Genomic DNA, 21,793 nt, shown 5'->3' with positions numbered 1-21,793 from the left:
GACAGGTAACGGGTGGGCCTAGGCCCACCCGTTCTTTTCGGAGTTTTTAAGATGTTATCAAAGACTTTTAAACCGCTACTGATGTTGGCGGCTTTGTTGTTTTCGGGCTTAGCGCTAGCAGATGCTGCTAACGTTCCAGAGCAAGCTGGCAACCAAGCTGAAGTAGTATGGCAAGCACTGCAACAGGGCGCAGAAGGTCGTACGACCAGCACCGCCCCATTCGCTAAGCAAGCCATCAACAGCTACGATCCAGCGCTGCTGGAAGTGCGTAACAACTACCTGAGCTACGGCATCTTTGCTGCATTCTTCGGTATGATTGGCGCGTTCATCGTATTCATCGCAGTGAACGGTATATCCAAACTTTCCGACGGTTTCTCCGGCAAGCTGGTATACCGCTGGAGCAAGTTTGACCTGTTCATCCACTGGCTGGGTGCTATCCCATGTTTGCTGCTGATCATCACCGGTCTGACCCTGCTTGCAGGTAAATTCCTGATTGAACCATTCTTGGGTCAAGCGGTATTTGCTCAAATGGGCGCACTGGCTAAACCAATCCACGACTACATGGCGATTCCGTTCATGTTGGGTTGGTTGCTGATGAGCGTTAAGTGGGCAAAGAACCAGATGCCAGAGAAAGCCGATATCGGTTGGATGCTGGTTGTTGGTGGTTACATCAACTTTGGTCCTTTCAAAGGCAAGCACCCGCACGCGGGCTTTGCGAACGCCGGTGAAAAGATGTGGTTCTGGACCTTCGCTCTGGGCGGCGCTGTAATCAGTGCAACTGGTGTGATTCTGCTGTTCCCTGATCTAGTAGAACCGAGCCGAACCCTCAGCTTGATCTCGCTGGTTATCCACGGCATCACCGCTATCGTACTGACGGCATTTGCCGTTATCCATATCTTCATGGCTACCGTTATGTCTGAAGGTGGTATGGAGTGTATGGTTTCTGGTTACTGTGATGAGAACTGGGCTATCCAGCACCACGATCTGTGGTATGACGAAATCAAAGCGAACGGCACCCTAAAATACAAAGGTGAGTAACCCTCACCGGCGTTAGCCTGTCGCAATATCATTAAGCCTCGACCTTGGTCGGGGCTTTTTTTGTAATAAGTAAATGACTTACGGCACCAACCCCGACGTGCTAAAACGTGAACCAACGGCGCTGGTAATTTTAATCTGAGCTACAACCTCACCTATGTGCTGAGCTTTGACGAGGTATTGGCCGACGGCAGCGAGCTCGAGTTAACCACATTGGTGAGGTTGACGACGATAAAGATGCTGCTGCCACCGGCAGCATCGATTCGATGACCTCTCTTGCTCTTAATCCCAGCTACCTCGTTATCCACTGGCACTTCACCCTCGGGGCTAACAACGTCCTTGATGAAGAGCTGCCATTCTCAGCAGCCAGCTTCCAAGGTTACGACACCACCACTTACTCTGCTCAAGGTCGTTGAGTCTATGGTGAGATCGGCTACTGATTATAAGCTAATGAATAAAGGTCATATTTGGTAATTAAAGCTAAACCATCTCAAACAGGAGGGCCTTGCCCTTCTGTTTTTGCGTTCAAAAAACAACCTATTCTGCAATTGTGATCGCAATTTTAACAATCAAATCTGGCGGCGGTCACATTACCCTACACCAAGCCTGCGCAGCGACGGCGGCTAACGATAAGATGTATTCATCAGTCGACTATCAAACCAATGCTTGTGTTTGAGCTCTCGGCAACCGAACAATCGTGAGAAAGAGCCCCCTATGTCTATTGCAGAACGCGCCATCAATAATGCTGCTATCAATAAAGCTGCCGAGATCACCACTCCGAACTGGATGTTGCGTGGTATGGAAGGCTTGATGAAGCACTACACCAAGCGTCACTTATGCATGGATACTCGCTCTTGCGAAAGCATCCCCGCGCCACGAGAGGGGCATAACTACACCCTCTACATTCATATTCCTTTTTGTCACACCCTGTGTAGCTTCTGTACCTTCCACCGTTTTCTATTTAAGGAAGAAAAGGCACGCGCTTACTTCAAGGCGCTGCGCCAAGAGATGCATATGGCTAAGACGTTGGGTTACGACTTCCACGAACTGTACGTTGGTGGCGGCACTACCACGGTCTTAGTGGATGAGCTTGCGAAAACCATTGAATTGGCAAAAACCCTATTCCCATCGATCAAAGAAGTATCAGTTGAGTCCGATCCACTGCACTTAACTTCAATGGAGTTCACCCAACTACACGGCTTAGTTGACCGTCTGTCTGTCGGGGTGCAGAGCTTTGACCGCGGCATCTTGGAAAAAACCGACCGCCTGAAAAAATTCGGCGAACCAGAAGTAGTGTTTGAAAAATTGGCCCGTGCCAATGAAAACTTCCCAATACTGAACTGCGACATGATCTTTGGCTTTGAAGGCCAAACCCCTGAGGTGTTAGCAAATGACATCGCCACCTTAAAAAAATTGGGGCCACGCCAGATCACCACCTACCCATTGATGGTATCTGATCTCACCAAGCGTCATGCACAAACCAAAGGTGTTACCAAGGCCCAGTTAGCGAACCAAAACCAAGATATTCGCAGCGACTACGAACTGATCTTGAACGAGCTGCGCGGTGAATACGAACAGTTAACGGCATGGTCATTCGGTAAGAGTAGCGAAGAGGCCTTCGATGAGTATGTAGTAAACTGCGACGATTACTTGGGTCTGGGCTCAGGCAGCTTTTCGTTCCTGCACGATAACCTATACGTAAACAGTTTCTCCTTGCGTCGCTACCAAGAGAAGATTGAAAACGGCCTGATGGGCGTTGAGGCCACCAAGGCTTACTCCAAACACGCGACCTTACAATACCGCTTCCTGCTCAGTGTATTCGGCGGCCGTTTGAACAAGCAGTACTTCAAAGAGAAGTACGACAGTAACGTTTACACCAGCCTAACCAAAGAGATGGCGTTTATGCACGGCATCGGCGGTTTTGAAAAAGACGCCAACAACCCAGACGTACTGCAAGCCACACCAAACGGCTTAATGATGGGCTTAATGATGATGAAAAACTTCTATACCGGAATGGATAACGTGCGCGCAGAATTGCGCCGTCCGCTCAAAAAAGAAGACATGTAATCTTTTCTACAAATTAACAACAGGCACCCTCGAGGTGCCTTTTTTCTTTTATACTCAGGTTCATACTTGTTTATTGCCGCCGCGGCAGAGAGTTTTTATGGCCAACACCCTGATCATCGCTAACGTAAACTGCGATCAGATCCTTCGCCTGTCACGCCCACTACAAAGTGGCGCTCGTATCCACTACGAAGCGCAGGGCCATCGACTTGGCGGTGGAGCAGTAAATACTGGTTTAGGCCTAGTTTGGGCCCAACATCAGGTAACGTTACTGAGTCAGGTTGGCGAAGATAAGCTGGGTGACTGGCTGATTGAACAAGCAACCGAGCTGGGATTTAACTGCAACCTAGTCCATCGCCATGTTGGAGATACTCAGGCGTTGCAATTGTTGATGGAGCCAAACGGTGAGCGGACTATCTTACGTCCAAACCGACCTCGCCTCATTCTCCCCAATAGCTTTGACCCCAGTCCGTACGACTGCATCTACGTCAATTTGTCTGCTGAAGGGTTGCCACGCTTACTCCGTCACGCCATCAACAGCAACGCCTTAGTGGTGTCGCAGCTGCCCAAAGATTTGGCCCAGCGCCCTTGTCACTACCTACTCACCAGCGCTGATGACTTAGCCCAACACAACGTCGACGACCCATGGCAGTTTGGCCTGCAAATTGGGGGGCCACAGTTGCGAGCATTTATCGTAACTCAGGGAAAAAACGGCGCTATCGCCTACACTTCCCAAGGGCAACGACATTGCAGCGCGGTCGCAACCAAAGTGGTCGACAGTACCGGTGCTGGTGATTGTTATGCTGGTGGGTTGATCCATGCACTGACAAAGGGTCTACCATTACAGCAAGCGATGGAGTACGGCGCACAGTGGGCTGCCTATGCGGTAAACAGCAACAGCTCCCTGCCAGATCACAGCTTACAGCTATATTTACAGTCTTAACGACGTCATCGTTGCGTCGACACCAAGGAAGGTGAAATGACGTACACCCAACATCCACCTCATCATCAAGCTCTACCGGCACTGCTTAGCGCAATGACGGTAGCACTCATGTTGCAGCTACTTAGTGTCGAGCCCAGTCGCCCCTATCTTGGTTGGTTGATTAGCGCCATTATCATTACCCCAATTACGGCATGGATCACTTGGCGACGTTCCACAACTAACGCCCTTGGTTACCTAATCTGTGCCTGCTCGATCACCTTAGCACTGTCGCTCATCGCGCAACCCTACCCCGAAGCCAGCCTGATTATGTTGTTGATGGTGATCCCAACCTTCGCCCACCAACCTTATTTGATAGTACTGTGGGTATTGCCGTCGCTGCTGGTCTACTCGATAACCATTGAGCTCAATATCTGGCTGCCGGTATGGGCCATTGGTGCAACATTACTATGGTATCAAAGCGGTTTATGGCAGCGATTTGCTAAGCTCAAGCAGATCGAGCAGCACCGCCTTAAAAGACAACTGCAGCGTCACAATAATTACGATGCCATCACCGGACTACGTAATAAGCAGTACTTCGAAAAAAGGCTACGGCAATCGGTGTCGGAAGCCAAACGCAGTAAAACCCCACTCAGTCTCATCGTGCTTGATATCGACTACTTCCGCGCTTACAACGAACACTACGGGAACGAGTATGGCAACAGCTGCCTTGAGCAAGTGGCTCGTCTCATCAAAAGCGACTCACAGCGCCAATCCGATCTGATTGCACGGCTTAATGGCGGCAACTATGTACTATTGCTACCTGGCACCGATAAACACGGTGCCAATCGGCTGGCCATGCAGATCTTAGATCACCTTGCGCGCACTAAGTTGGAGAATCAAGGTTCTCCAATAAGTCGATATGTCACGCTAACCCAAGGTATCAGCCAATGGCAGCCAGGGGTCAACGCTGAGCAGTTATTACACCGAGCACAACTGGCAATGTTCCAGGCGAAACATTCCGAAACCGGCCGCACCACTGTGGCTTAGCGTTGTCAGTAATGCCACTCCAGGTCACTAAGCCACTACTCACCAGCGAGAGCGCTTTATTTTGATATCTTTATTCTAAACCTGCGAAAAACAAGGCCGTAAACATCATCTAACTTGGTTAATTAAAAATACCAATATACTATTTTAATTTTTTAATAATCTTAGATTTTTTATGTCTTGGATAGCAGAATAATAAATCACCACACCCCGTGAACACCACTCACCACACTGATCACATTTAGTTGTGATTTTTTACTTAAAATGGCTACCAAATAGAATTTAATTTAGTCAGGAATATTTATGAAAAAGCTTATTTCAGCAATGGCATTAGTTTTATCTTTTGGTGCATCAGCTTATGACGAAGGTAAGCATTACATCGACCTAAAAGACGGTGGTTTCGACGCTCCCAACCAAGTGGTTAAGGTGTACTCCACTAACTGCCCGTTCTGTTACAAGTACGAAAAAGCGGTTATCCCTAACTACGTTAAAAATTTGCCAGATGGCATCAGCTACGACGCCTACCACATCACCACTAAGCCTCCATTTGGGCTAGAAAAAGCCACTGCCGTGGCCGTAGGTAAAGTACTGGGCGACAAGCAGTACAAGAAAGTGAAGATGGCTTACTACAAGCAAATTCACGCTCTAAAGAAAAAGTTCAGCTCAAGCGAAGAAGCGACTCAGTTTGGTATCGATCAGCTGGGGATATCTAAAGCAGAATTCGACAAGCACGCTGCCTCGCCAGAAGTGGCTAAATTGCTGAAAAAGTGGGACCAAGGCTTAGAAGTTGCCAAGATTAAAGGCATTCCTGCCATCGTCGTTAACGGCAAATACCTGATCAATACCCAGTCGGTCACCAGCATGAAGATGTTGGACGAGTTGACTGCTGAACTGCTGGCTAAGTAAGGGCACCTTGATGAATCCAATTAAAGAGGGCTTTGGCGCGCTAAAAGGCGCCCCAGCTCAAACCTTAGCACAATGGCAAAACCAGCGTTGGCTGTGGTTTGTAATGAGCGGCGCGGCACTGTTTTTGATTCTATCTGCGATGGGCTACTTCCAGTGGTTCCTAGAGATGGACCCATGTGAAATCTGCGTTTACATTCGCTTTAGCCAGTGTTGCATCTTGTTTGCCGGCCTAATCATCGCGATCCAACCTGGCAACAACATCCTTAAAGTTGTTGGCATGGCACTGGCGTGGTACGGCGTATTGCAGGGCATGGCGTGGTCGATTGAACTAAATGCACTGCATGACTCTTCCCATGCACTGGATGACGTAATGGCAACTGGTGGTGACTTGTTCGCAGCGGGTGGCGGTGGCGGTGCTTGTTCGACTGAACCTCACTTCCCACTGGGCTTGCCACTGCATGAGTGGTTCCCGTACGAGTTCCAGCCATCTGGTATCTGTGGTGAAGACGATTGGTCACTACTGGGCTTGAACATGGCACAGTACTGCATTATTGCGTACAGCTTCTTTACCATCGGTTTGGGTGCAGCCACCTTTGGTTGGGTGCGTAACTTACTGAACAAATAGTTCGCACAAGCTTCATCGTCACAGCAAAACGCAGCCAATTGGCTGCGTTTTTTGTTGGTACCGATTAACTCCGTCTAAACCGGGCATATGCTGCGCCAGCACTAACTGCATCAGTATCGGCACAATAGTCCACTAGTCACCAAGCCGACTAAGAAAATCAAATTTGAATTGATGCTAAAAAACTGAGCTTGGCTCGAAACAGCCAATTATTTTGTATTCCGATAGATATACTTCACATAGTAAATCAAAAATAAGTAGATAATTATCATTTTTTAAAAATGGTATTTTGATTATTTAAATAGCTTTATTTTATATTTGAGTTACTCGCTAATTTAAATAATTAATAAGTGAGGTTAAAAATTGTGTGACCGATGCCTAATTCATTATTAAACAATCCAACTAATATCCATTTCGAATTAACAAATAATAAGTTTATTTCGGAGAATATAATGAAAAAAACTCTTCTTTCCTCTGCGATTGTCGCAGGCCTTACGTTGGCAAGCATCGCCTTACCTGCACAAGCCGCTGGCTTTAAGCCTGCCCCAGCAGTGGGGCAATTAGGCGCTATCCTGGTTAACCCATACGGCAACTCACCACTAACTGCGATTTTAGACTTGGGCTCTAAGCGCCCAACCAATGTCACCGTTACGGTGCACGGCAAAGGTAAGAACGGCGTTGACATCTCCTACCCAGTTGGCCAACAAACCATCAACAGTCACGATGGCATACCGCTATTTGGCCTCTACGCCAGCCACAACAACGCGGTAACAATTGATTATGTGCTCGATGGTAAAAAAATCTCCGAGCAACATAAAGTACTGACCTCCAGCATCAATAACCGTTACATGGACAACCGCTCCATCAGTGAGATGCAAGTAGCCGACGTTAAAACCGTCGCAAAAGGCTTCGAGGAACGCCTCTACCTAGTCAACACCCATACTTACAATCAGCAAGGTTCCGATCTGCACTGGTCTGGTCAAAAAGCCAAAGATGCCGGCATCTTTGAAGGCTCGCCAGCAACCGGCTCTATGCCGTTTGATAACGCCCCAATGACCTACGTTGTAGATACCAACGGCGATGTTCGCTGGTGGTTAAATCAAGACGCAACCTACGATGGCACTGCATTAGATGTAGAGAAGCGTGGCTACTTTATGGGCTTCCACGACAACGGCAACGGCAAGTACACCTTCGTACAGGGTCAACGCTGGGGTACCTTCGATCTGCTCGGCCGCATTGATGATCAGCGTTTACCGCGGGGCTACATTGATGCATCTCACGAAGCCAACGTAATGCCAAATGGCCATACCCTCGTGCGTGCAGCCAAAGCCAACTACGTTAACGCCGAAGGCAATATCGTCCACACCGTACGTGACCACATTCTGGAGCTGGACAAAGACGGTAATCTGGCTGATGTCTGGAACCTAGCCGAAATCATGGATCCATATCGTGATGCTTTGTTAGAAGCGCTTGATATGGGCGCAGTATGTTTGAACGTTGATATCGATCACCAAGGCGAAACCGGCGTAATGGAAATCAACGCCCCATACGGAGATATCCCTGGCATTGGCGCCGGTCGAAACTGGGCTCACATCAACTCGGTAGAATACGATCCAAAGGACGACTCCATCATCCTGTCGTTCCGCCACCAAGGTGTTGCTAAAGTAACTCGCGATAAAGAAGTGAAATGGATTCTGGCTCCAGCTGAAGGTTGGAATACAGAACTGTCTGCTAAGTTGCTCAAGCCGGTTGATGCCAAAGGAAAAGCGATTGAATGCTCTGAAAAAGGCGTATGCGAGGGAGATTTCGACTTCTCCTACACCCAACACACTGCTTGGTTGAACAACACCACCGGCAACCTAACCGTGTTTGATAATGGTGATGGCCGCGGCCACGAACAGCCAGCAATGCCTACCATGAAATACTCACGCTTTGTTGAGTACAAGATTGACGAAGACAACATGACCGTCGAGCAAACTTGGGAATACGGTAAAGAGCGTGGTTACGATTGGTACTCACCAATTACCTCCAACGTCGAATACTTCGAAGATAAGAACACCATGTTTGGCTTTGGTGGCTCCATTCACCTGTACTCGCCAGGCCAACCAACGGTGGGTAAAATCAATGAGATCGACTACGACACCAAAAAGGTGATGGTTGAAATCGACATGCTGTCCGATAAACACAACTCCCCACACTACCGCGCTAGCATAGTCAATCTAACCAGCCAGTTTGGTAAGTAACCGCAACGGTTGACGATAAAGCCTCCCAGCGGAGGCTTTATTTTATTTAAAGACAGTACCTCATGTACTGTCGTCGCCGCGAAAAGAATATCAAAAGGTATTTTTTTTCGTTATCAGCACACATTTTCGCAGCCATCATCACAGCCCATTCATCTACTTTACGGCCATCTTTTATTACCCGATATACCGCACTACAACATTTGAGTGATCTCGTTACTGTGTGATTATTTCGTCCCAACCGAGACTCGAATGACCGTTAAAGACTGTGTTAAAGACCTCTCCGTTGCCCACCTAGAGTTGATCATTTGTTTGATTCAACATGGCAATGCCAGTGCAGCTGCAGACGAACTGGGCATGAGCCAGTCGACCATCAGCTACCATTTACGGCGGCTGCGTACCATATTCGACGACGAGATGTTCATTCGAACTGGCACCGGGTTGAAGCCAACAGAGCGCTGCAAGCAGATTGGCCTTATCGCTACCGAGCTGGTTACTCGAGTGCACGAAGAGCTGCTCCATGCTGGCCATTTCGAACCAAGCTTAATCAGCAAAGAGATCTTTATTGTTGCCGATGACACCGTATGCAATTGGTACGGACAACTGCTGCGTGAGATCCAGCAAACCATGCCTAATACACAGCTGTGCGCACGCCCATGGAATCTGCACTCGATGTTCGATCTCGACAACGGTTCCATTCACTTCGGCATCCATGTGATGCCAATCGGCAACAAAGGCATCTACGAAGTCGAACTCGCGCCCTGCTTGCGTACCATTGTGGTTCATAAAGATCACCCATTGGCCAGAAAAGGCTATGTCGAGTTAACCGATCTTGGCCACTACCCAGTAGTACTCAACGACCTTGCTGGCTGGAACAACAACGGTAACTCCATCCTTGAAAAGGTTACCGCCGAGCATAATATCAATATGCGTATCGTCGCCCGCATCGGTTACGTCGGCAGCATCTATGACGCCATTGCCGACAACCACACCATTACCTACACTAGCCTAGCTGCACTGCCAGACAGTCTAGAAAACCATGTCGTGTTACTGCCACCGGATGAACTAAACCGCCATAAAGCCAGCTATCGTTTGTACACCAGCCGTGCCCGTTATGGTTCGCAAGAGACCACCTATTTGGTTGAGTTTATCTCCAAATCCTTTAACCAATTCATTCAACGAAAATTCAATCGTCCTGAACTGGCTGAGATCCTGCCGGTGCTATTAGCATCCTAGCGACGAGGACAACAAAAAGGACGCCGCAGCGTCCTTTGATTGTTGGCCGTTACATATTTGGATAGTTGGGGCCATTGCCCCCCTCTGGCACTACCCAAGTGATGTTCTGGCTTGGATCCTTAATATCACAGGTTTTACAATGAACGCAGTTAGCAAAGTTTATCTGTAACTTCGGCTCACTGCTCTCCTCACCAACGATCTCATAGACCCCTGCAGGACAATAGCGCTGCGCCGGCTCGGCAAATTGGGCCAAGTTAACCGCCACCGGGATAGCCTTATCGGTTAAACGCAAATGACAGGGCTGATCCTCTTCGTGGGAGGTATTGGAGACAAACACAGAAGAGAGACGGTCAAAGCTGACCTTACCATCAGGCTTAGGGTAACTAATCGGCGTTGCGTCAGCCGCTAAGGTCATCGCCTCATGGTCGTAAGTCTCATCTTGTAGGGTCAGCGGCAGCTTACCGCCAAACCAATTCTGTTCGATGTAGTTGAACGCGCCGCCCCCCATGGTGCCAAACTTGTGCAATGCCGGACCAAAGTTACGGCTACGGTAGAGTTCGTCATACAGCCACGAAGCCTTAAAGTGGCTGGTAATTTGGGTAAGATCCAAACCGCCAGCAGCATTACCCGCCAACGACTCAGCCACCACATCAGCTGCCAACATGCCGCTCTTCATCGCAGTATGGCTACCTTTGATCTTGGCAAAGTTAAGAGTGCCGGCGTCACAACCAATCAACAAACCACCGGGGAAGTGCATGTCTGGTAGTGAATTAAAGCCACCTTTGGCGATGGCTCGGGCACCATAGGCAATGCGTTCACCGCCCTCAAGGTACTGCCGGATCTGCGGGTGGGTCTTAAAGCGCTGAAACTCTTCAAACGGACTAAGGTGTGGGTTTTTGTAGTTCAAATCGGTGATCAAACCAACCAACAGTTGGCCATCGTCGCCGTGATACAGGAAACCACCGCCGGTGGCGTCGTGTTCGGCTAACGGGTAACCAGCTGTGTGGATCACTAACCCTGGCTGATGCTTGCCTTCCGGTGCCTGCCATACCTCTTTAATACCGAGGCCGTAGTGCTGTGGTGACTTATCTTTATCTAAGCCAAACTGTTCGATCAGCTGTTTGCCTAGATGACCACGGCAACCTTCGGCAAATAAGGTGTAACCGGCACGTAGTTCCATCCCGAGCATATGGCCATCTTTGGGCTCACCGTTATGATCAAGTCCCATATCACCGGTGATAACGCCTTTGACGATACCCTGTTCGTGAATAATCTCAGCAGCGGCAAAGCCAGGGTAGATCTCAACGCCAAGTCCTTCGGCCTGCTCAGCTAACCAGCGACACAGATTACCGAGGCTAATAATGTAATTGCCGTCGTTATGCATGGTTTTAGGGACAAAAGCGTTGTTGAATTTGGTTTGGCCATTGGCCTTCAACATATATATTTCATCGCCACTAACGGCGGTTTTCAGCGGTGCGCCAAGATCTTTCCAGTCAGGAAGCAGCTCATCCAAAGCACGTGTTTCAAACACCGCACCAGATAAAATGTGAGCACCCACTTCGGAGCCTTTCTCGACCACACATACGTTCAACTCTGAATTGAGTTGTTTTAAGCGAATAGCACTGGATAAACCGGCAGGGCCGGCTCCTACCACCAGTACGTCAAATTCCATTGACTCACGTTCCATAGCAACCTCTACGTCATCGCCGCGTAACCGCGGCCACTGCTTATATATGCAGCCATCAGCTTACTGAAAAAGTGATTAAGATCACAGGGGTAGTAGTGTCATACTAAGGTAATAGCTCAGCCATCTGCGAAAGCTGAAAAACAAGCCGCACAGGCGGACAAACTGTGATCTAAGTAGATTGTGAACCGTACTGGCTATACTTTACACTACGTCTTTGTGAACCGAGCTAATGCCCCTACGTCACTCATGATAAGGAGCATTAGCCGTGGCCTCGAGCCACCAGGGCCGACAGCGAAAGCCACCGAGCCTCCCGTAACTATTGGAAAGGTGACACATGCAACAACTGGAAGATCGGTTCGGCCGGAGGTTTCACTATCTCCGTTTATCGATTACCGACGCCTGTAACTTCAAATGCGAGTACTGCCTCCCCGACGGTTATAAACCCGAAGGTAAGCCACGCCATTTGCAATTGGACGAACTGCGCCGAGTAATGACAGCATTTGCTCACTGTGGCACCCGTAAAATCCGTATTACCGGTGGTGAGCCAAGTCTGCGTAAAGACTTTGAGCAAGTGATTGAAGCAGCAGCGAATACCCCCTTAATCGAAACCGTAGCTACCACAACCAATGGCTACCGTTTGGCCGAGCACGCAGCCGAATGGCAACGCCGAGGCCTACAACAGATAAATGTATCCGCTGACAGCCTAGATGGTCGTGATTTTGAGCGAATAACCGGCGACAGTCGCTTCGATTTAGTGATGAGAGGGATCGATCGGGCGCTTGAACTTGACTACCGTCGAGTCAAGATCAACGCGGTACTATTGAAAGGCCACAATGCCGATCAACTGCCGCTGTTTTTGAACTATATCCGCGATCGTAAGGTCGATATTCGCTTCATCGAATTGATGGAGACAGGCCTACATCACGATTACTTCAAACAGCACCATCTAGCCGGTGCCGTTATTCAACAGCAATTACTGCAGCAAGGGTGGCAGCTGGATCCCGCTGATAAAGATGCTGGGCCAGCACTGAATTACAGTCACCCAGATTACGCTGGGCGGATCGGCTTAATCATGCCGTACGCTAAAGACTTCTGCGCCAGCTGCAACCGCTTACGGGTTTCCTCCACCGGCAAACTGCACCTGTGCTTGTTTGGCGAAGCTGGCATTGAACTGCGCGACCTGCTCGGCAGTGACAACCATATTCCAGAGCTGCAGCAACGCCTCCATCGCGCGCTGATCAGCAAACATGAAACACACCACCTGCACGATGGTGATGCCGGTGCCACGCCGCATCTGGCCTCCATCGGTGGTTGATAAATTACAGCAAGAGACTGAGACACATTATGGGACACCTTTCACAAGCGAACTTTGTACCACTGAACGTGGCCGTACTAACCCTATCTGATACCCGTACCTTGGAAAACGACAAATCAGGTCAGTTCTTAGTAGATGGTTTAATTGAAGCGGGCCACAACGTGGTTGAGCGGAAGATCATCAAAGACGACAAGTACACCATCCGTGCAGTAATGTCTGATTGGATCGCCTCTGAGCACGTCCAAGTAATTATCTCTACTGGCGGTACCGGCTTCACCGATCGAGACTCCACGCCTGAATCAGTAGCGCCACTATTTGATAAAGAAATTGAAGGGTTTGGTGAGCTGTTCCGCCACATCACCTTCCTTGAGCTAGGCACCAGCACCGTCCAGTCACGCGCTATTGGTGGCATGGCCAATCGCACTGCAATCTTCTGCTTGCCTGGTTCTACTGGCGCCTGCCGTACCGGTTGGACCAAGATCCTGAAAGAGCAGCTGGACTCAACTCACCGTCCATGTAACTTCGTTACCCACCTGAAACCAATTGCCAAATGAGCGAATTTACTCACATCAATGAGCAGGGCCAAGCACACATGGTCGACGTTACTGAAAAGGTAGCAACCGAGCGTGAAGCCCGAGCTGAAGCGATCATCAAGATGGCGCCAGACACCTTAGCGATGATAATGAACGGCGAACACCACAAAGGTGACGTATTCGCGACGGCTCGCATCGCTGGCATCATGGCAGCAAAGAAGACGTCCGATCTGATCCCATTGTGCCACCCACTGATGCTAACCAAGGTTACCGTTGATCTGATCCCAGAGCCGGAACATAGCCAAGTTCGCATTCAGAGCCTATGTAAGCTGGCTGGCCAAACCGGTGTTGAGATGGAGGCGTTAACCGCTGCCAGCACCGCCGCACTAACCATCTACGACATGTGCAAAGCAGTACAGAAAGATATGCTGATTGAAGGCGTTCGTCTGCTTGAGAAAAAGGGCGGCAAGTCCGGCCACTTTAAGGTTTAACAAATGATCAAAGTACTATTTTTCGCTCAGATCCGTGAAGTGATTGGCTGCGATAAGGTTGAGATTGAAGCCACTACCGGTTTAACCGCTGATGCCCTGCGCAAGCAATTGGTTGAACGTGGCGATAAATGGCAGCTTACCCTTGGTGAAGCCAACGTCTTGGTTGCCGTTAACCAAACCCTATCTGGCTGGGAAACCGAATTGTCTGACGGCGATGAAGTCGCTTTCTTCCCACCGGTTACCGGAGGCTAGTTATGGGTGTGGTGCAAACCAAAGATTTTGACGTTGCAGCGGAGTACGCCAAGCTGGCCAACAACCCAGCCTGTGGCGCTGTGGTCACCTTCGTCGGTAAGGTACGTGACTTTGGCGACAGCAAAAACGTCTCAGCGATGACGCTTGAACACTACCCTGGCATGACCGAGGCAGTACTCGAGCAGATCGAGGTTGAGGCTCGTGCCCGCTGGCCCTTGGATGATGTCACTATCATCCATCGTGTTGGCGATCTGCAACTGACCGATCAGATCGTATTTATCGGTGTCTCCAGCGCCCACCGCAAGGCCGCCTTTGCTGCCTGCGAATACCTAATCGACTTTTTGAAAACCCGTGCACCGTTCTGGAAGAAAGAAACCAGTAACGAAGGCACCGTTTGGGTAGACGCCAAGGATGCCGATCAACAAGCGGCGGAGCAGTGGCAACGCTAACGCTTAGTTGTAGTTATCGCTATAATCGGGCTCCCATCTAGGAGCCCTTTTTTATGCCCGCATACCAGCTTGTTGCCGAACATCCCAACTTTATCGTTATCAATAAAAGCGCCGGGGTGCATTTTCATAGCCAAGATGGCAGCGCTGGTGTCGTTGCTCAGGTTGAAGCAGACCGCAACGAGAAGCTCTATAGCGTACATCGGCTCGATACCCCAACCTCTGGTTTGTTGCTATTGGCACGCAGCAGTGCAGTAGCTGCCACGTTAAGCCAGCAGTTTGCTGAGCACAGCATCGAGAAACGTTATTTAGCACTGTCGACCGATAAGCCCAAGAAGAAACAGGGGACTATCGAAGGTGGCATGGCTAAGGCTCGTCGCAGCCAATGGAAACTTACTCGGGCCAAAGACAACTACGCCACTACCCAGTTCGTCAGTGCGTCGGTTAAGCCGGGGTTACGCGCCTTTTTGTTACGCCCTTTATCGGGTAAAACCCACCAAATCCGGGTCGCACTCAAATCCATCGGTGCACCAATTCTAGGGGATGCGCTATATGGTGGTGTCGAGTCTGATCGCACCTACCTCCATGCCTATCAATTGGTTTTTTCGCTCAATGGTGAGCAGCATGAGTTTACCCAAGCACCAAGCTGTGGTGAGCACTACCTTAGCGACGAGTTAACGGCATTACTGCAACAGTGGCAACAACAGCAACCAAGCTGGCCGAAGCGTTAAGCATTACTAAAGATGGAAGTAAGCATATGATTGAAGCAACCCAATGCCGATTACGCCCACTGGAAACCACCGATGTGGAGGTGTTCTACCACTGGTTACAGGATCGGGATGTTACCCGCTACAGCGTTACCCAGTTTACCAAGCCACAATCAAAGGGAGCGTTGATACAGTGGCTGGCCAGCATTAATGAACAACGTAATGCGGTATCGTTAGGGATTGAATGCAAGCACAGCAACCGACTAATTGGCTATGCCGGCTTGGTTGGGATCAGTGACATTAACCACAGCGCAGAGTATTTCATTCTCATTGGTGACAAGCAGTACTGGGGCCGAGGCATTGCCACCGAGGTTACTCGGATGGTGACCCAATACGGTTTTAGTAGCCTCAACCTACATCGTGTCGAACTAACTGCCTTTACCACTAACCCCGCGGCACAACGAGCCTATGAGAAGGCCGGTTTCCAGCACGAAGGCGTATTACGTCAATCCGGATATCGAGATGGTGCTTATCACGACAAGGTGATGATGGCGGCGCTAGCCAACGAATGGAACAACGACCAATAAAATAGGCTGTGTACCAACTAAGTGTTGTTCTTGCCAATGTTGTTAAATCACTGGCTAGGCGAGTGTTGATACCAGGGGAAAGCACTGCCGTCGTTGATCTTCTGCCGCATTGGAGCACTCCAGCGAAGCGTTTTTGACTGTGACCTAAGGCAAAGGGGGATTCCAAAGGGGGCGAAGCTCCCCCTAATGCATACAAGAATGTGCCGTCGCCACCGCGACATAACCCCTTAAGAGTACTGCAATAGGTCCAGCCGAAGGCTTGATATAAACCTCAACACTTAACTGTGACAAAGCCATAAAAAATGCCCTGCGCAACTGGCAGGGCATCATCTTGTCACCGATAGGCAACGGCTGTTCAACCAGCTATCGGATAAATTTGTTGTAGATAAACAGCACTATCAATGCACCGACAGTGGCGGTGAATAAGCTACCGATATTGATGCCGTTGACGTTACTAAAACCAACAAACCCCCCGACAAAGCCGCCAACAAATGCGCCAACGATGCCAAGCAACATCGTCATAAACCAACCACCACCATCATTGCCCGGCATCAACCATTTAGCCAATGCGCCTGCGATTAATCCTAAGATCACCCAAGATAAAAATCCCATACTGTCGCTCCATAATAATCAACTCATCATCAAGCATAGCCAGCGCAAACAAAAACGCCCTACGTAAATGCAGGGCGTTTTTCTTCTTAGATCAACATCTAGAGCTAGCCAGAGCAAACTGGACAATTGAGTCGTTTAGGCAGCTTCATCTCGCGAAACTCCATGGTCATGGCGTCGATCATTAAGATACGGCCAGAGAGGGTTTTACCCATGCCACTGAGCTGCTTCACTGCTTCGGTGGCCTGCAAGCAGCCAACCATGCCCACTACTGGTGCTAGAATGCCGGATTCAACGCAACTTAACTGCTGATCACCAAACATTGCAGAGAAACATTGGTAGCACGGCTTATCCGCAGCATAATCTAATACCGTCACCAACCCTTCCATGCGGATAGCCGCTGCGCTGATCAACGGCGTCTTGCTGGCAAAACAGCATTTATTCAACATTTCGCGAGTGTTGACGTTGTCGGTGCAATCCAGCACTACCTCATGCTGCTGCACCTGCTCCGCCAGTTCAGGCTGTTCCAGCAGGCGATCAATCACATTAACGGTAACGTGTGGATTAAGCTGACGCAGCTCAATCGCCGCAGATTCCGCTTTATTGACGTTGATGCGAGCATCGCGATGCAATACCTGACGCTGCAGGTTGGACAACTCAACGTGGTCGAAATCCACTAAGGTGATCTCACCAATTCCGGCGGTCACTAGATATTGAGTTGCAGCACAGCCCAAACCGCCGGCACCGATTACCAATACCTTGGCTTGCTTTAACGCTTCTTGGCCATCCATATCAAAGGCACGGATAACAATTTGACGGTTATAACGCAGCAGCTCCTGATCAGAAAGAATATCCTCCATCAGTGACCCCCAAGGACGCCATTGAATGGTTCTACTTGAACCGTTTCGCCCGCCTGCGGATCCTGCTTGTTTTGTGGGATCACAATAAAGCAGTTCCCTTTGGCCATTGAGGTGGTCATGTCAGAGCTCTGTGCACCGGTAGCTGCAACTTGGAGGCTGCCATCCGCCGCTTGGCTTAACACGCCACGTTGGTACTCCTGACGGCCTGGGCCTTTGCGCAATGACGTTGTTAGCGTGGCATTGAGCAGCAGCTTGGTTCGCTCGGATTCACCACCAAGATGAGACAGCATCGGTTGCACTAGCTGGTAACAAGTCACCATCGACGAAACCGGGTTACCCGGTAAGCCGAAGAACCAGCTGTTGGCGAGCTGACCAAAAGCAAATGGTTTACCCGGCTTAATGGCGAGCTTCCAGAAGTTCACCTGCCCCAACTCATCAAGCACGATTTTGATGTAATCCGCTTCACCAACAGAAACACCGCCAGAGGTGATCACCGCATCCGCCAGCTCATCGCCTTTGGCAAAAGCCGCTCGAACCAGATCAAGATCATCAGGGATAACGCCCAGATCGATCACCTCAACATCCATGGCTGTAAGCATGGTGCGCAGTGCATGACGGTTAGAGTCATAGATTTCGCCAGCTGCCAGCTCAGTGCCCGGCGCCTTTAGCTCATCACCGGTAGAAAATAGTGCCACCTTCAACTGACGATAAACCGGCACCTGAGCAACGCCAACGGTCGCCAATACGCCAATGGCGCCAGCATCAACTCGTTGCCCTTTGGACAACACTTGCGTGCCCGCGTTGAGCTCACTACCGCGGCCGCGAACAAATTGAGCATGACGAACGTCAGCCATAAAGGTGACTTGATCGCCAGCGGCTTCGGTTTGCTCCTGCATCACAATGGTATCAAGCCCTTCAGGCAACAAGGCACCGGTCATGATCCGCACGCATTCACCCACTCCACATTCCCCCGTAAACGGGATCCCGGCAAAAGACTTACCAGCAACCGTTAGCGTGGCGCCGGCAGCAACTTCACTGCTTCGAACCGCATAGCCGTCCATCGCGGAATTGGCGAACGGCGGCAGATCGATAGCACAGTAGATATCGTCCGCTAAAATCCGCCCCGCAGCTTGCTCTAAAGCAACGGACTCAACCTGTTGAATGGGAGTTATCTGCTCGCGCATCAGCTCCAACGCTTGTGCCGGCAACATTAGGCCTGGCTGACTACAACAATCGCTCACTTGTCTGAGATCCTATTGCTAAAGAGAAAGTGATGACGATTATGCCACCACCGAATGAGATTTATCTTATGAAGATCACGAAAGACTTGCACCAAAAAAAGATCTGCCTATAATTTCGCCCTCGCTCGCCAACAGGTAGCGTAAACAAGAAGTCTGGGTTCCCTCACCCCAGTAAACTAAAAAGGTACAACTTGATGCTTCAACTCTCAGCCGCGCAACAACAGCGCGCACTGCTGATCTTAGTCAGCTTTCACGTCGTTATTATTGCTGCCAGTAACTACTTGGTGCAGCTGCCATTCCAACTGTTTGGCATGCACACCACTTGGGGCGCTTTCAGTTTTCCCTTTGTGTACCTCGCGACTGACCTAACGGTTCGGATCTTTGGTACCCAGTCAGCTCGTAAGATTATCTTCGGCGCCATGATGCCTGCATTGGTGATCTCTTATCTGATATCAGTAATGTGGTTTGAAGGTAACTTTGTCGGCCTGTCCGCCCTGTCTGAATTTAACACCTTTGTCGCTCGTATCGCCTTTGCGAGCTTTGCAGCCTACTTATTTGGCCAGTTAATGGACATCAAGGTGTTTGCTCGCTTGCGCGCTAACAAGCGTTGGTGGCTCGCCCCAGCAGGCTCAACCATCTTTGGTAACTTTATCGATACCTTGGTGTTTTTCTCCATCGCATTTTACGCCAGCAATGATGCCTTTATGGCCTCCCACTGGCCGGAGATAGCAACCGTAGATTATGGATTCAAGCTTCTGATCAGTTTGTTTCTATTTTTGCCGGTCTATGGCGTATTTTTAAAAATTCTGACTGATAAGATTCTGGTTTCGAACAAGCATCGTTTTCAGGAGAATTAATGAACCATCCATTCGACGCCTCATGGCAGCAACTTTGCCATGCTTGGGCCGAAGCGGCAGGACGCGACGGAGCCCATGATGTAAGCCACATCGAACGAGTTGCCGTGGCTGCCAAGCAATTAGCCCAAGCCGAAGGTGCCGATTTAGCGGTGGTGTTACCGGCAGCATGGCTACACGACGTGGTATTGGTTGATAAGCGTGATGAGCGTCGCGATCAAGCCTCTAAGCTGAGCGCCGATAAGGCCATTAAGCTGTTGGATGAGTACGGTTACCCATCTCAACACTTGGATGCGATTCACCACGCTATCGTGTCGCATAGCTGGTCAGCTGGCGTACCGTGCGAAACCATTGAAGCTAAGGTGGTTCAGGATGCCGATCGATTAGACGCGCTCGGCGCCATCGGTTTGTCTCGCTGCTTAATGCTTGGTGGTCAGTGGGAGCGAGATCTTTACCACCCAACAGATCCACTAGCTAAGCTACGCTCCCTGGACGATGACAACTTCAACATCGACCACTTCTTCGTCAAACTGCAACACCTGCCTGGATCTATGACCACCGAAGCCGGTAAAGCTGAGGGTCAGCGTCGTTGGCAGTTTATGCAGCAATATCTAGATCAGCTGATGCTGGAACTTGGCCATGGGTGAATTGGCGTGGCGTCACGGCTCGATTGATGAAGTGGTGGCGCTAAGCCTACAGATCCCTGAGTTCGATAACCCCTATGGCGCCGACGAATACCATCGTCGGTTGCAAGAGGGGCGTTATCTAATTCAGATTGCTGAGGTAGATGGGGAGGCCGCAGGTTTCTACGCCTCTTACGCCAACTCTCCACAAGAGCTCTACCTGTGGATGAGTGGGGTTGTGCCACAGTTTCGCGGCCTTAAGTTAGCCTCAATGTTGTTAGAGGGACTACAACATTGGGCCAAACAGCAGGGCTTCGAACGGATTACGGTAAAAAGCCGCAACCGCTATCCTGCCAAGTTGCGGCTATTACTCGGCAATGGATTTCATATTGTCGAGCTGATGAAGAAAGGCGACAGCTCTCTCGATTATCGCATTCGATTTGCCAAACACATTGGTGCGTAATTACAGCTTCGATAACTGCTGCAACAGGCATCATCGACCAACCAAAGGCTAGCGTTACGCTAGCTTTTTAGGCTGTGTTGCAGTTAGCTGTTGAGATGTATTTCAAGCCTTCAGCTTTACCGATTATGGCGTTTGAGAGGGCTATGTCGCAGTAGCGACGGCACCCAAAGGTGAGCTTCTCGGGACCACTCCAATGCGGCAGAAGATCAATAGCGCTAGTGCTTTATCGCTCGTATCGGAACACACCTAGTCGATGCTTTAACCGTATTGGTTAGCACAACACTTCGTTGGTACACAGCCCTTTTTATGGCTGTTACTAGGCTAGCTGCAGCACCTTATCAACCAGTGCATCAACGCTCTGAGCTGCTTCACCGATGTCACCGGCCAGCATATAAGCAGGGGATGAGACCACTTTATTGGTGGTATCGACCGCCACTTGTGCCACGCTGCAGCTTTGGTGTTGTCCGCCCATCAGCGTATACGCTGCCGCCGTATCGACATCGTCACCAATGGTGCCGACCGTGCCTGCCCCCACAATCTGCGGCAACATAATCGGTGCAATACACAGATAACCACTCACCTTACCGGCATCGACAAAGGCACGACATACCTGCTTCACATCGTCGGCCACATGCATCCCAGTACCAGCATGGGCAAAGTCACAGAGATTCTTTGCTGCACCAAAGCCGCCTGGAACAATCAATGCGTCAAACTCAGCCACATTCAATTCAGCAATCGCTTTAACCTCGCCGCGAGCAATACGGGCAGACTCAACCAGTATATTGCGCATCTCCGCCATTACCTCTCCGGTAAGATGATTAATAACGTGCATCTGATTTCTGTCTGGCGCAAAGCACTGCACCTGTGTCCCAGCTCGCTGCAGGGCCAGCAGGGTAAGTACCGCCTCATGTACCTCAGTGCCGTCATACACCCCACAACCACTTAAAATTACCGCGATTCGTTTCATGGCAGACTCCTTGTTATTCCACAAATTTTGCGTTTTTAGTGCGGTTAGAAAAAATCGTTTTAACAATTTTATGTTACCACTATAGAACT

24 protein-coding genes and 1 riboswitch are annotated in these 21,793 nt (G+C 49.9%); of the genes, 19 read left to right on the top strand and 5 right to left on the bottom strand.

Going from position 1 to position 21,793, the window contains the following annotated elements:
- The first annotated feature begins 51 nt into the window (after positions 1-51).
- The 9 genes from HER31_RS16215 (at position 52) to HER31_RS16175 (ending at position 10,069) form a co-directional block, all read left to right on the top strand.
- A complete protein-coding gene (locus HER31_RS16215; RefSeq protein ID WP_168662142.1) occupies positions 52-1,038 on the top strand; it encodes a formate dehydrogenase subunit gamma in 987 nt (328 codons plus the stop codon).
- 263 nt (positions 1,039-1,301) lie between these two features.
- Entirely contained in the window at positions 1,302-1,451 is a 150-nt protein-coding gene (locus HER31_RS16210; protein WP_168662140.1) for a hypothetical protein, read from the top strand.
- A gap of 298 nt (positions 1,452-1,749) precedes the next feature.
- The gene (locus HER31_RS16205; protein WP_168662138.1) at positions 1,750-3,102 is read left to right on the top strand and encodes a coproporphyrinogen III oxidase family protein; all 1,353 of its coding nucleotides are present in this window, start codon (positions 1,750-1,752) and stop codon (positions 3,100-3,102) included.
- Positions 3,103-3,199: 97 nt separating this feature from the next.
- On the top strand, positions 3,200-4,042 hold the full coding sequence (locus HER31_RS16200) for a PfkB family carbohydrate kinase (protein WP_168662136.1): 843 nt from the start codon (positions 3,200-3,202) through the stop codon (positions 4,040-4,042).
- Positions 4,043-4,078: 36 nt separating this feature from the next.
- Positions 4,079-5,068: a GGDEF domain-containing protein gene (locus tag HER31_RS16195; RefSeq protein WP_168662134.1), complete on the top strand. Its 990-nt coding sequence runs from the start codon at positions 4,079-4,081 to the stop codon at positions 5,066-5,068.
- A 300-nt stretch (positions 5,069-5,368) separates the two neighbouring features.
- Positions 5,369-5,971 carry a thiol:disulfide interchange protein DsbA/DsbL gene (locus HER31_RS16190; RefSeq protein ID WP_168662132.1) on the top strand — a complete coding sequence of 201 codons (603 nt, stop codon included), beginning with the start codon at positions 5,369-5,371 and terminating at the stop codon, positions 5,969-5,971.
- 10 nt (positions 5,972-5,981) lie between these two features.
- Complete coding sequence (locus HER31_RS16185; protein ID WP_168662131.1) at positions 5,982-6,596, top strand: disulfide bond formation protein B; 615 nt, start codon at positions 5,982-5,984, stop codon at positions 6,594-6,596.
- Between the two features lie 449 nt (positions 6,597-7,045).
- On the top strand, positions 7,046-8,836 hold the full coding sequence (locus HER31_RS16180) for an aryl-sulfate sulfotransferase (protein ID WP_168662129.1): 1,791 nt from the start codon (positions 7,046-7,048) through the stop codon (positions 8,834-8,836).
- 249 nt (positions 8,837-9,085) lie between these two features.
- Positions 9,086-10,069 carry a LysR family transcriptional regulator gene (locus HER31_RS16175; RefSeq protein WP_168662127.1) on the top strand — a complete coding sequence of 328 codons (984 nt, stop codon included), beginning with the start codon at positions 9,086-9,088 and terminating at the stop codon, positions 10,067-10,069.
- 49 nt (positions 10,070-10,118) lie between these two features.
- Here HER31_RS16175 and HER31_RS16170 read toward each other — a convergent pair whose 3' ends face one another.
- Positions 10,119-11,756 carry an electron transfer flavoprotein-ubiquinone oxidoreductase gene (locus tag HER31_RS16170; RefSeq protein WP_168662125.1) on the bottom strand — a complete coding sequence of 546 codons (1,638 nt, stop codon included), beginning with the start codon at positions 11,754-11,756 and terminating at the stop codon, positions 10,119-10,121.
- A gap of 207 nt (positions 11,757-11,963) precedes the next feature.
- Positions 11,964-12,102: riboswitch (molybdenum cofactor riboswitch) on the top strand.
- Here HER31_RS16170 and moaA point away from each other — a divergent pair.
- The 7 genes from moaA to HER31_RS16135 all read left to right on the top strand — a co-directional run bounded on the left by moaA (position 12,091) and on the right by HER31_RS16135 (position 16,087).
- Positions 12,091-13,071, top strand: a complete 981-nt coding sequence (gene moaA / locus HER31_RS16165) for a GTP 3',8-cyclase MoaA (RefSeq protein ID WP_168662123.1) — start codon at positions 12,091-12,093, stop codon at positions 13,069-13,071. It overlaps the preceding riboswitch by 12 nt.
- Before the next feature lie 29 nt (positions 13,072-13,100).
- Positions 13,101-13,625 (top strand): molybdenum cofactor biosynthesis protein B, encoded by a 525-nt coding sequence (gene moaB / locus HER31_RS16160; RefSeq protein ID WP_168662121.1) that lies wholly within the window; start codon positions 13,101-13,103, stop codon positions 13,623-13,625.
- Positions 13,622-14,095: a cyclic pyranopterin monophosphate synthase MoaC gene (moaC, locus tag HER31_RS16155; protein ID WP_168662119.1), complete on the top strand. Its 474-nt coding sequence runs from the start codon at positions 13,622-13,624 to the stop codon at positions 14,093-14,095. The genes moaB and moaC overlap by 4 nt, the downstream gene beginning before the upstream one ends.
- Before the next feature lie 3 nt (positions 14,096-14,098).
- Positions 14,099-14,347: a molybdopterin synthase sulfur carrier subunit gene (gene moaD, locus HER31_RS16150; RefSeq protein ID WP_168662117.1), complete on the top strand. Its 249-nt coding sequence runs from the start codon at positions 14,099-14,101 to the stop codon at positions 14,345-14,347.
- A 2-nt stretch (positions 14,348-14,349) separates the two neighbouring features.
- Positions 14,350-14,796 carry a molybdopterin synthase catalytic subunit MoaE gene (moaE, locus tag HER31_RS16145; RefSeq protein ID WP_168662115.1) on the top strand — a complete coding sequence of 149 codons (447 nt, stop codon included), beginning with the start codon at positions 14,350-14,352 and terminating at the stop codon, positions 14,794-14,796.
- Between the two features lie 53 nt (positions 14,797-14,849).
- Positions 14,850-15,524 carry a TIGR01621 family pseudouridine synthase gene (locus HER31_RS16140; RefSeq protein WP_168662113.1) on the top strand — a complete coding sequence of 225 codons (675 nt, stop codon included), beginning with the start codon at positions 14,850-14,852 and terminating at the stop codon, positions 15,522-15,524.
- A gap of 26 nt (positions 15,525-15,550) precedes the next feature.
- Positions 15,551-16,087 carry a GNAT family N-acetyltransferase gene (locus tag HER31_RS16135; protein ID WP_168662111.1) on the top strand — a complete coding sequence of 179 codons (537 nt, stop codon included), beginning with the start codon at positions 15,551-15,553 and terminating at the stop codon, positions 16,085-16,087.
- A gap of 363 nt (positions 16,088-16,450) precedes the next feature.
- Here the strand turns inward: HER31_RS16135 and HER31_RS16130 are convergent, their stop codons facing one another.
- From HER31_RS16130 to moeA, 3 genes are all read right to left on the bottom strand, one after another.
- Positions 16,451-16,699: a GlsB/YeaQ/YmgE family stress response membrane protein gene (locus HER31_RS16130; protein ID WP_168662109.1), complete on the bottom strand. Its 249-nt coding sequence runs from the start codon at positions 16,697-16,699 to the stop codon at positions 16,451-16,453.
- A gap of 104 nt (positions 16,700-16,803) precedes the next feature.
- Entirely contained in the window at positions 16,804-17,556 is a 753-nt protein-coding gene (gene moeB, locus HER31_RS16125; protein WP_168662107.1) for a molybdopterin-synthase adenylyltransferase MoeB, read from the bottom strand.
- Positions 17,556-18,767 (bottom strand): molybdopterin molybdotransferase MoeA, encoded by a 1,212-nt coding sequence (moeA, locus tag HER31_RS16120; RefSeq protein WP_168663417.1) that lies wholly within the window; start codon positions 18,765-18,767, stop codon positions 17,556-17,558. Before moeA ends, moeB begins: the two co-directional genes overlap by 1 nt.
- Positions 18,768-18,991: 224 nt before the next feature.
- Here moeA and HER31_RS16115 point away from each other — a divergent pair, with 224 nt between their 5' ends.
- From HER31_RS16115 to HER31_RS16105, 3 genes are read left to right on the top strand one after another with little or no spacing between them, the layout of a single operon-like run.
- Entirely contained in the window at positions 18,992-19,654 is a 663-nt protein-coding gene (locus HER31_RS16115; RefSeq protein ID WP_168662105.1) for a 7-cyano-7-deazaguanine/7-aminomethyl-7-deazaguanine transporter, read from the top strand.
- The gene (locus HER31_RS16110) at positions 19,654-20,298 is read left to right on the top strand and encodes an HD domain-containing protein (RefSeq protein ID WP_168662103.1); all 645 of its coding nucleotides are present in this window, start codon (positions 19,654-19,656) and stop codon (positions 20,296-20,298) included. The genes HER31_RS16115 and HER31_RS16110 overlap by 1 nt, the downstream gene beginning before the upstream one ends.
- Positions 20,291-20,737 (top strand): GNAT family N-acetyltransferase, encoded by a 447-nt coding sequence (locus tag HER31_RS16105; protein ID WP_168662101.1) that lies wholly within the window; start codon positions 20,291-20,293, stop codon positions 20,735-20,737. The genes HER31_RS16110 and HER31_RS16105 overlap by 8 nt, the downstream gene beginning before the upstream one ends.
- A gap of 316 nt (positions 20,738-21,053) precedes the next feature.
- Here the strand turns inward: HER31_RS16105 and elbB are convergent, their stop codons facing one another.
- Positions 21,054-21,704: an isoprenoid biosynthesis glyoxalase ElbB gene (elbB, locus tag HER31_RS16100; protein WP_168662099.1), complete on the bottom strand. Its 651-nt coding sequence runs from the start codon at positions 21,702-21,704 to the stop codon at positions 21,054-21,056.
- Positions 21,705-21,793 lie beyond the last annotated feature (89 nt).

Origin of the sequence: Ferrimonas lipolytica, from assembly GCF_012295575.1 — a bacterium.
Taxonomy (GTDB): Bacteria; Pseudomonadota; Gammaproteobacteria; order Enterobacterales; family Shewanellaceae; genus Ferrimonas; species Ferrimonas lipolytica.
This window is presented reverse-complemented; position numbering and strand designations above follow the sequence as displayed.

Bases quoted from the DNA above. Each gene is read 5' to 3' on its own strand.
- HER31_RS16215 (WP_168662142.1), top strand. From the start codon at position 52: ATGTTATCAAAGACTTTTAAACCGCTACTGATGTTGGCGGCTTTGTTG.
- HER31_RS16210 (WP_168662140.1), top strand. From the start codon at position 1,302: ATGACCTCTCTTGCTCTTAATCCCAGCTACCTCGTTATCCACTGGCAC.
- HER31_RS16205 (WP_168662138.1), top strand. From the start codon at position 1,750: ATGTCTATTGCAGAACGCGCCATCAATAATGCTGCTATCAATAAAGCT.
- HER31_RS16200 (WP_168662136.1), top strand. From the start codon at position 3,200: ATGGCCAACACCCTGATCATCGCTAACGTAAACTGCGATCAGATCCTT.
- HER31_RS16195 (WP_168662134.1), top strand. From the start codon at position 4,079: ATGACGTACACCCAACATCCACCTCATCATCAAGCTCTACCGGCACTG.
- HER31_RS16190 (WP_168662132.1), top strand. From the start codon at position 5,369: ATGAAAAAGCTTATTTCAGCAATGGCATTAGTTTTATCTTTTGGTGCA.
- HER31_RS16185 (WP_168662131.1), top strand. From the start codon at position 5,982: ATGAATCCAATTAAAGAGGGCTTTGGCGCGCTAAAAGGCGCCCCAGCT.
- HER31_RS16180 (WP_168662129.1), top strand. From the start codon at position 7,046: ATGAAAAAAACTCTTCTTTCCTCTGCGATTGTCGCAGGCCTTACGTTG.
- HER31_RS16175 (WP_168662127.1), top strand. From the start codon at position 9,086: ATGACCGTTAAAGACTGTGTTAAAGACCTCTCCGTTGCCCACCTAGAG.
- HER31_RS16170 (WP_168662125.1), bottom strand. From the start codon at position 11,756: ATGGAACGTGAGTCAATGGAATTTGACGTACTGGTGGTAGGAGCCGGC.
- moaA (WP_168662123.1), top strand. From the start codon at position 12,091: ATGCAACAACTGGAAGATCGGTTCGGCCGGAGGTTTCACTATCTCCGT.
- moaB (WP_168662121.1), top strand. From the start codon at position 13,101: ATGGGACACCTTTCACAAGCGAACTTTGTACCACTGAACGTGGCCGTA.
- moaC (WP_168662119.1), top strand. From the start codon at position 13,622: ATGAGCGAATTTACTCACATCAATGAGCAGGGCCAAGCACACATGGTC.
- moaD (WP_168662117.1), top strand. From the start codon at position 14,099: ATGATCAAAGTACTATTTTTCGCTCAGATCCGTGAAGTGATTGGCTGC.
- moaE (WP_168662115.1), top strand. From the start codon at position 14,350: ATGGGTGTGGTGCAAACCAAAGATTTTGACGTTGCAGCGGAGTACGCC.
- HER31_RS16140 (WP_168662113.1), top strand. From the start codon at position 14,850: ATGCCCGCATACCAGCTTGTTGCCGAACATCCCAACTTTATCGTTATC.
- HER31_RS16135 (WP_168662111.1), top strand. From the start codon at position 15,551: ATGATTGAAGCAACCCAATGCCGATTACGCCCACTGGAAACCACCGAT.
- HER31_RS16130 (WP_168662109.1), bottom strand. From the start codon at position 16,699: ATGGGATTTTTATCTTGGGTGATCTTAGGATTAATCGCAGGCGCATTG.
- moeB (WP_168662107.1), bottom strand. From the start codon at position 17,556: ATGGAGGATATTCTTTCTGATCAGGAGCTGCTGCGTTATAACCGTCAA.
- moeA (WP_168663417.1), bottom strand. From the start codon at position 18,767: ATGTTGCCGGCACAAGCGTTGGAGCTGATGCGCGAGCAGATAACTCCC.
- HER31_RS16115 (WP_168662105.1), top strand. From the start codon at position 18,992: ATGCTTCAACTCTCAGCCGCGCAACAACAGCGCGCACTGCTGATCTTA.
- HER31_RS16110 (WP_168662103.1), top strand. From the start codon at position 19,654: ATGAACCATCCATTCGACGCCTCATGGCAGCAACTTTGCCATGCTTGG.
- HER31_RS16105 (WP_168662101.1), top strand. From the start codon at position 20,291: ATGGGTGAATTGGCGTGGCGTCACGGCTCGATTGATGAAGTGGTGGCG.
- elbB (WP_168662099.1), bottom strand. From the start codon at position 21,704: ATGAAACGAATCGCGGTAATTTTAAGTGGTTGTGGGGTGTATGACGGC.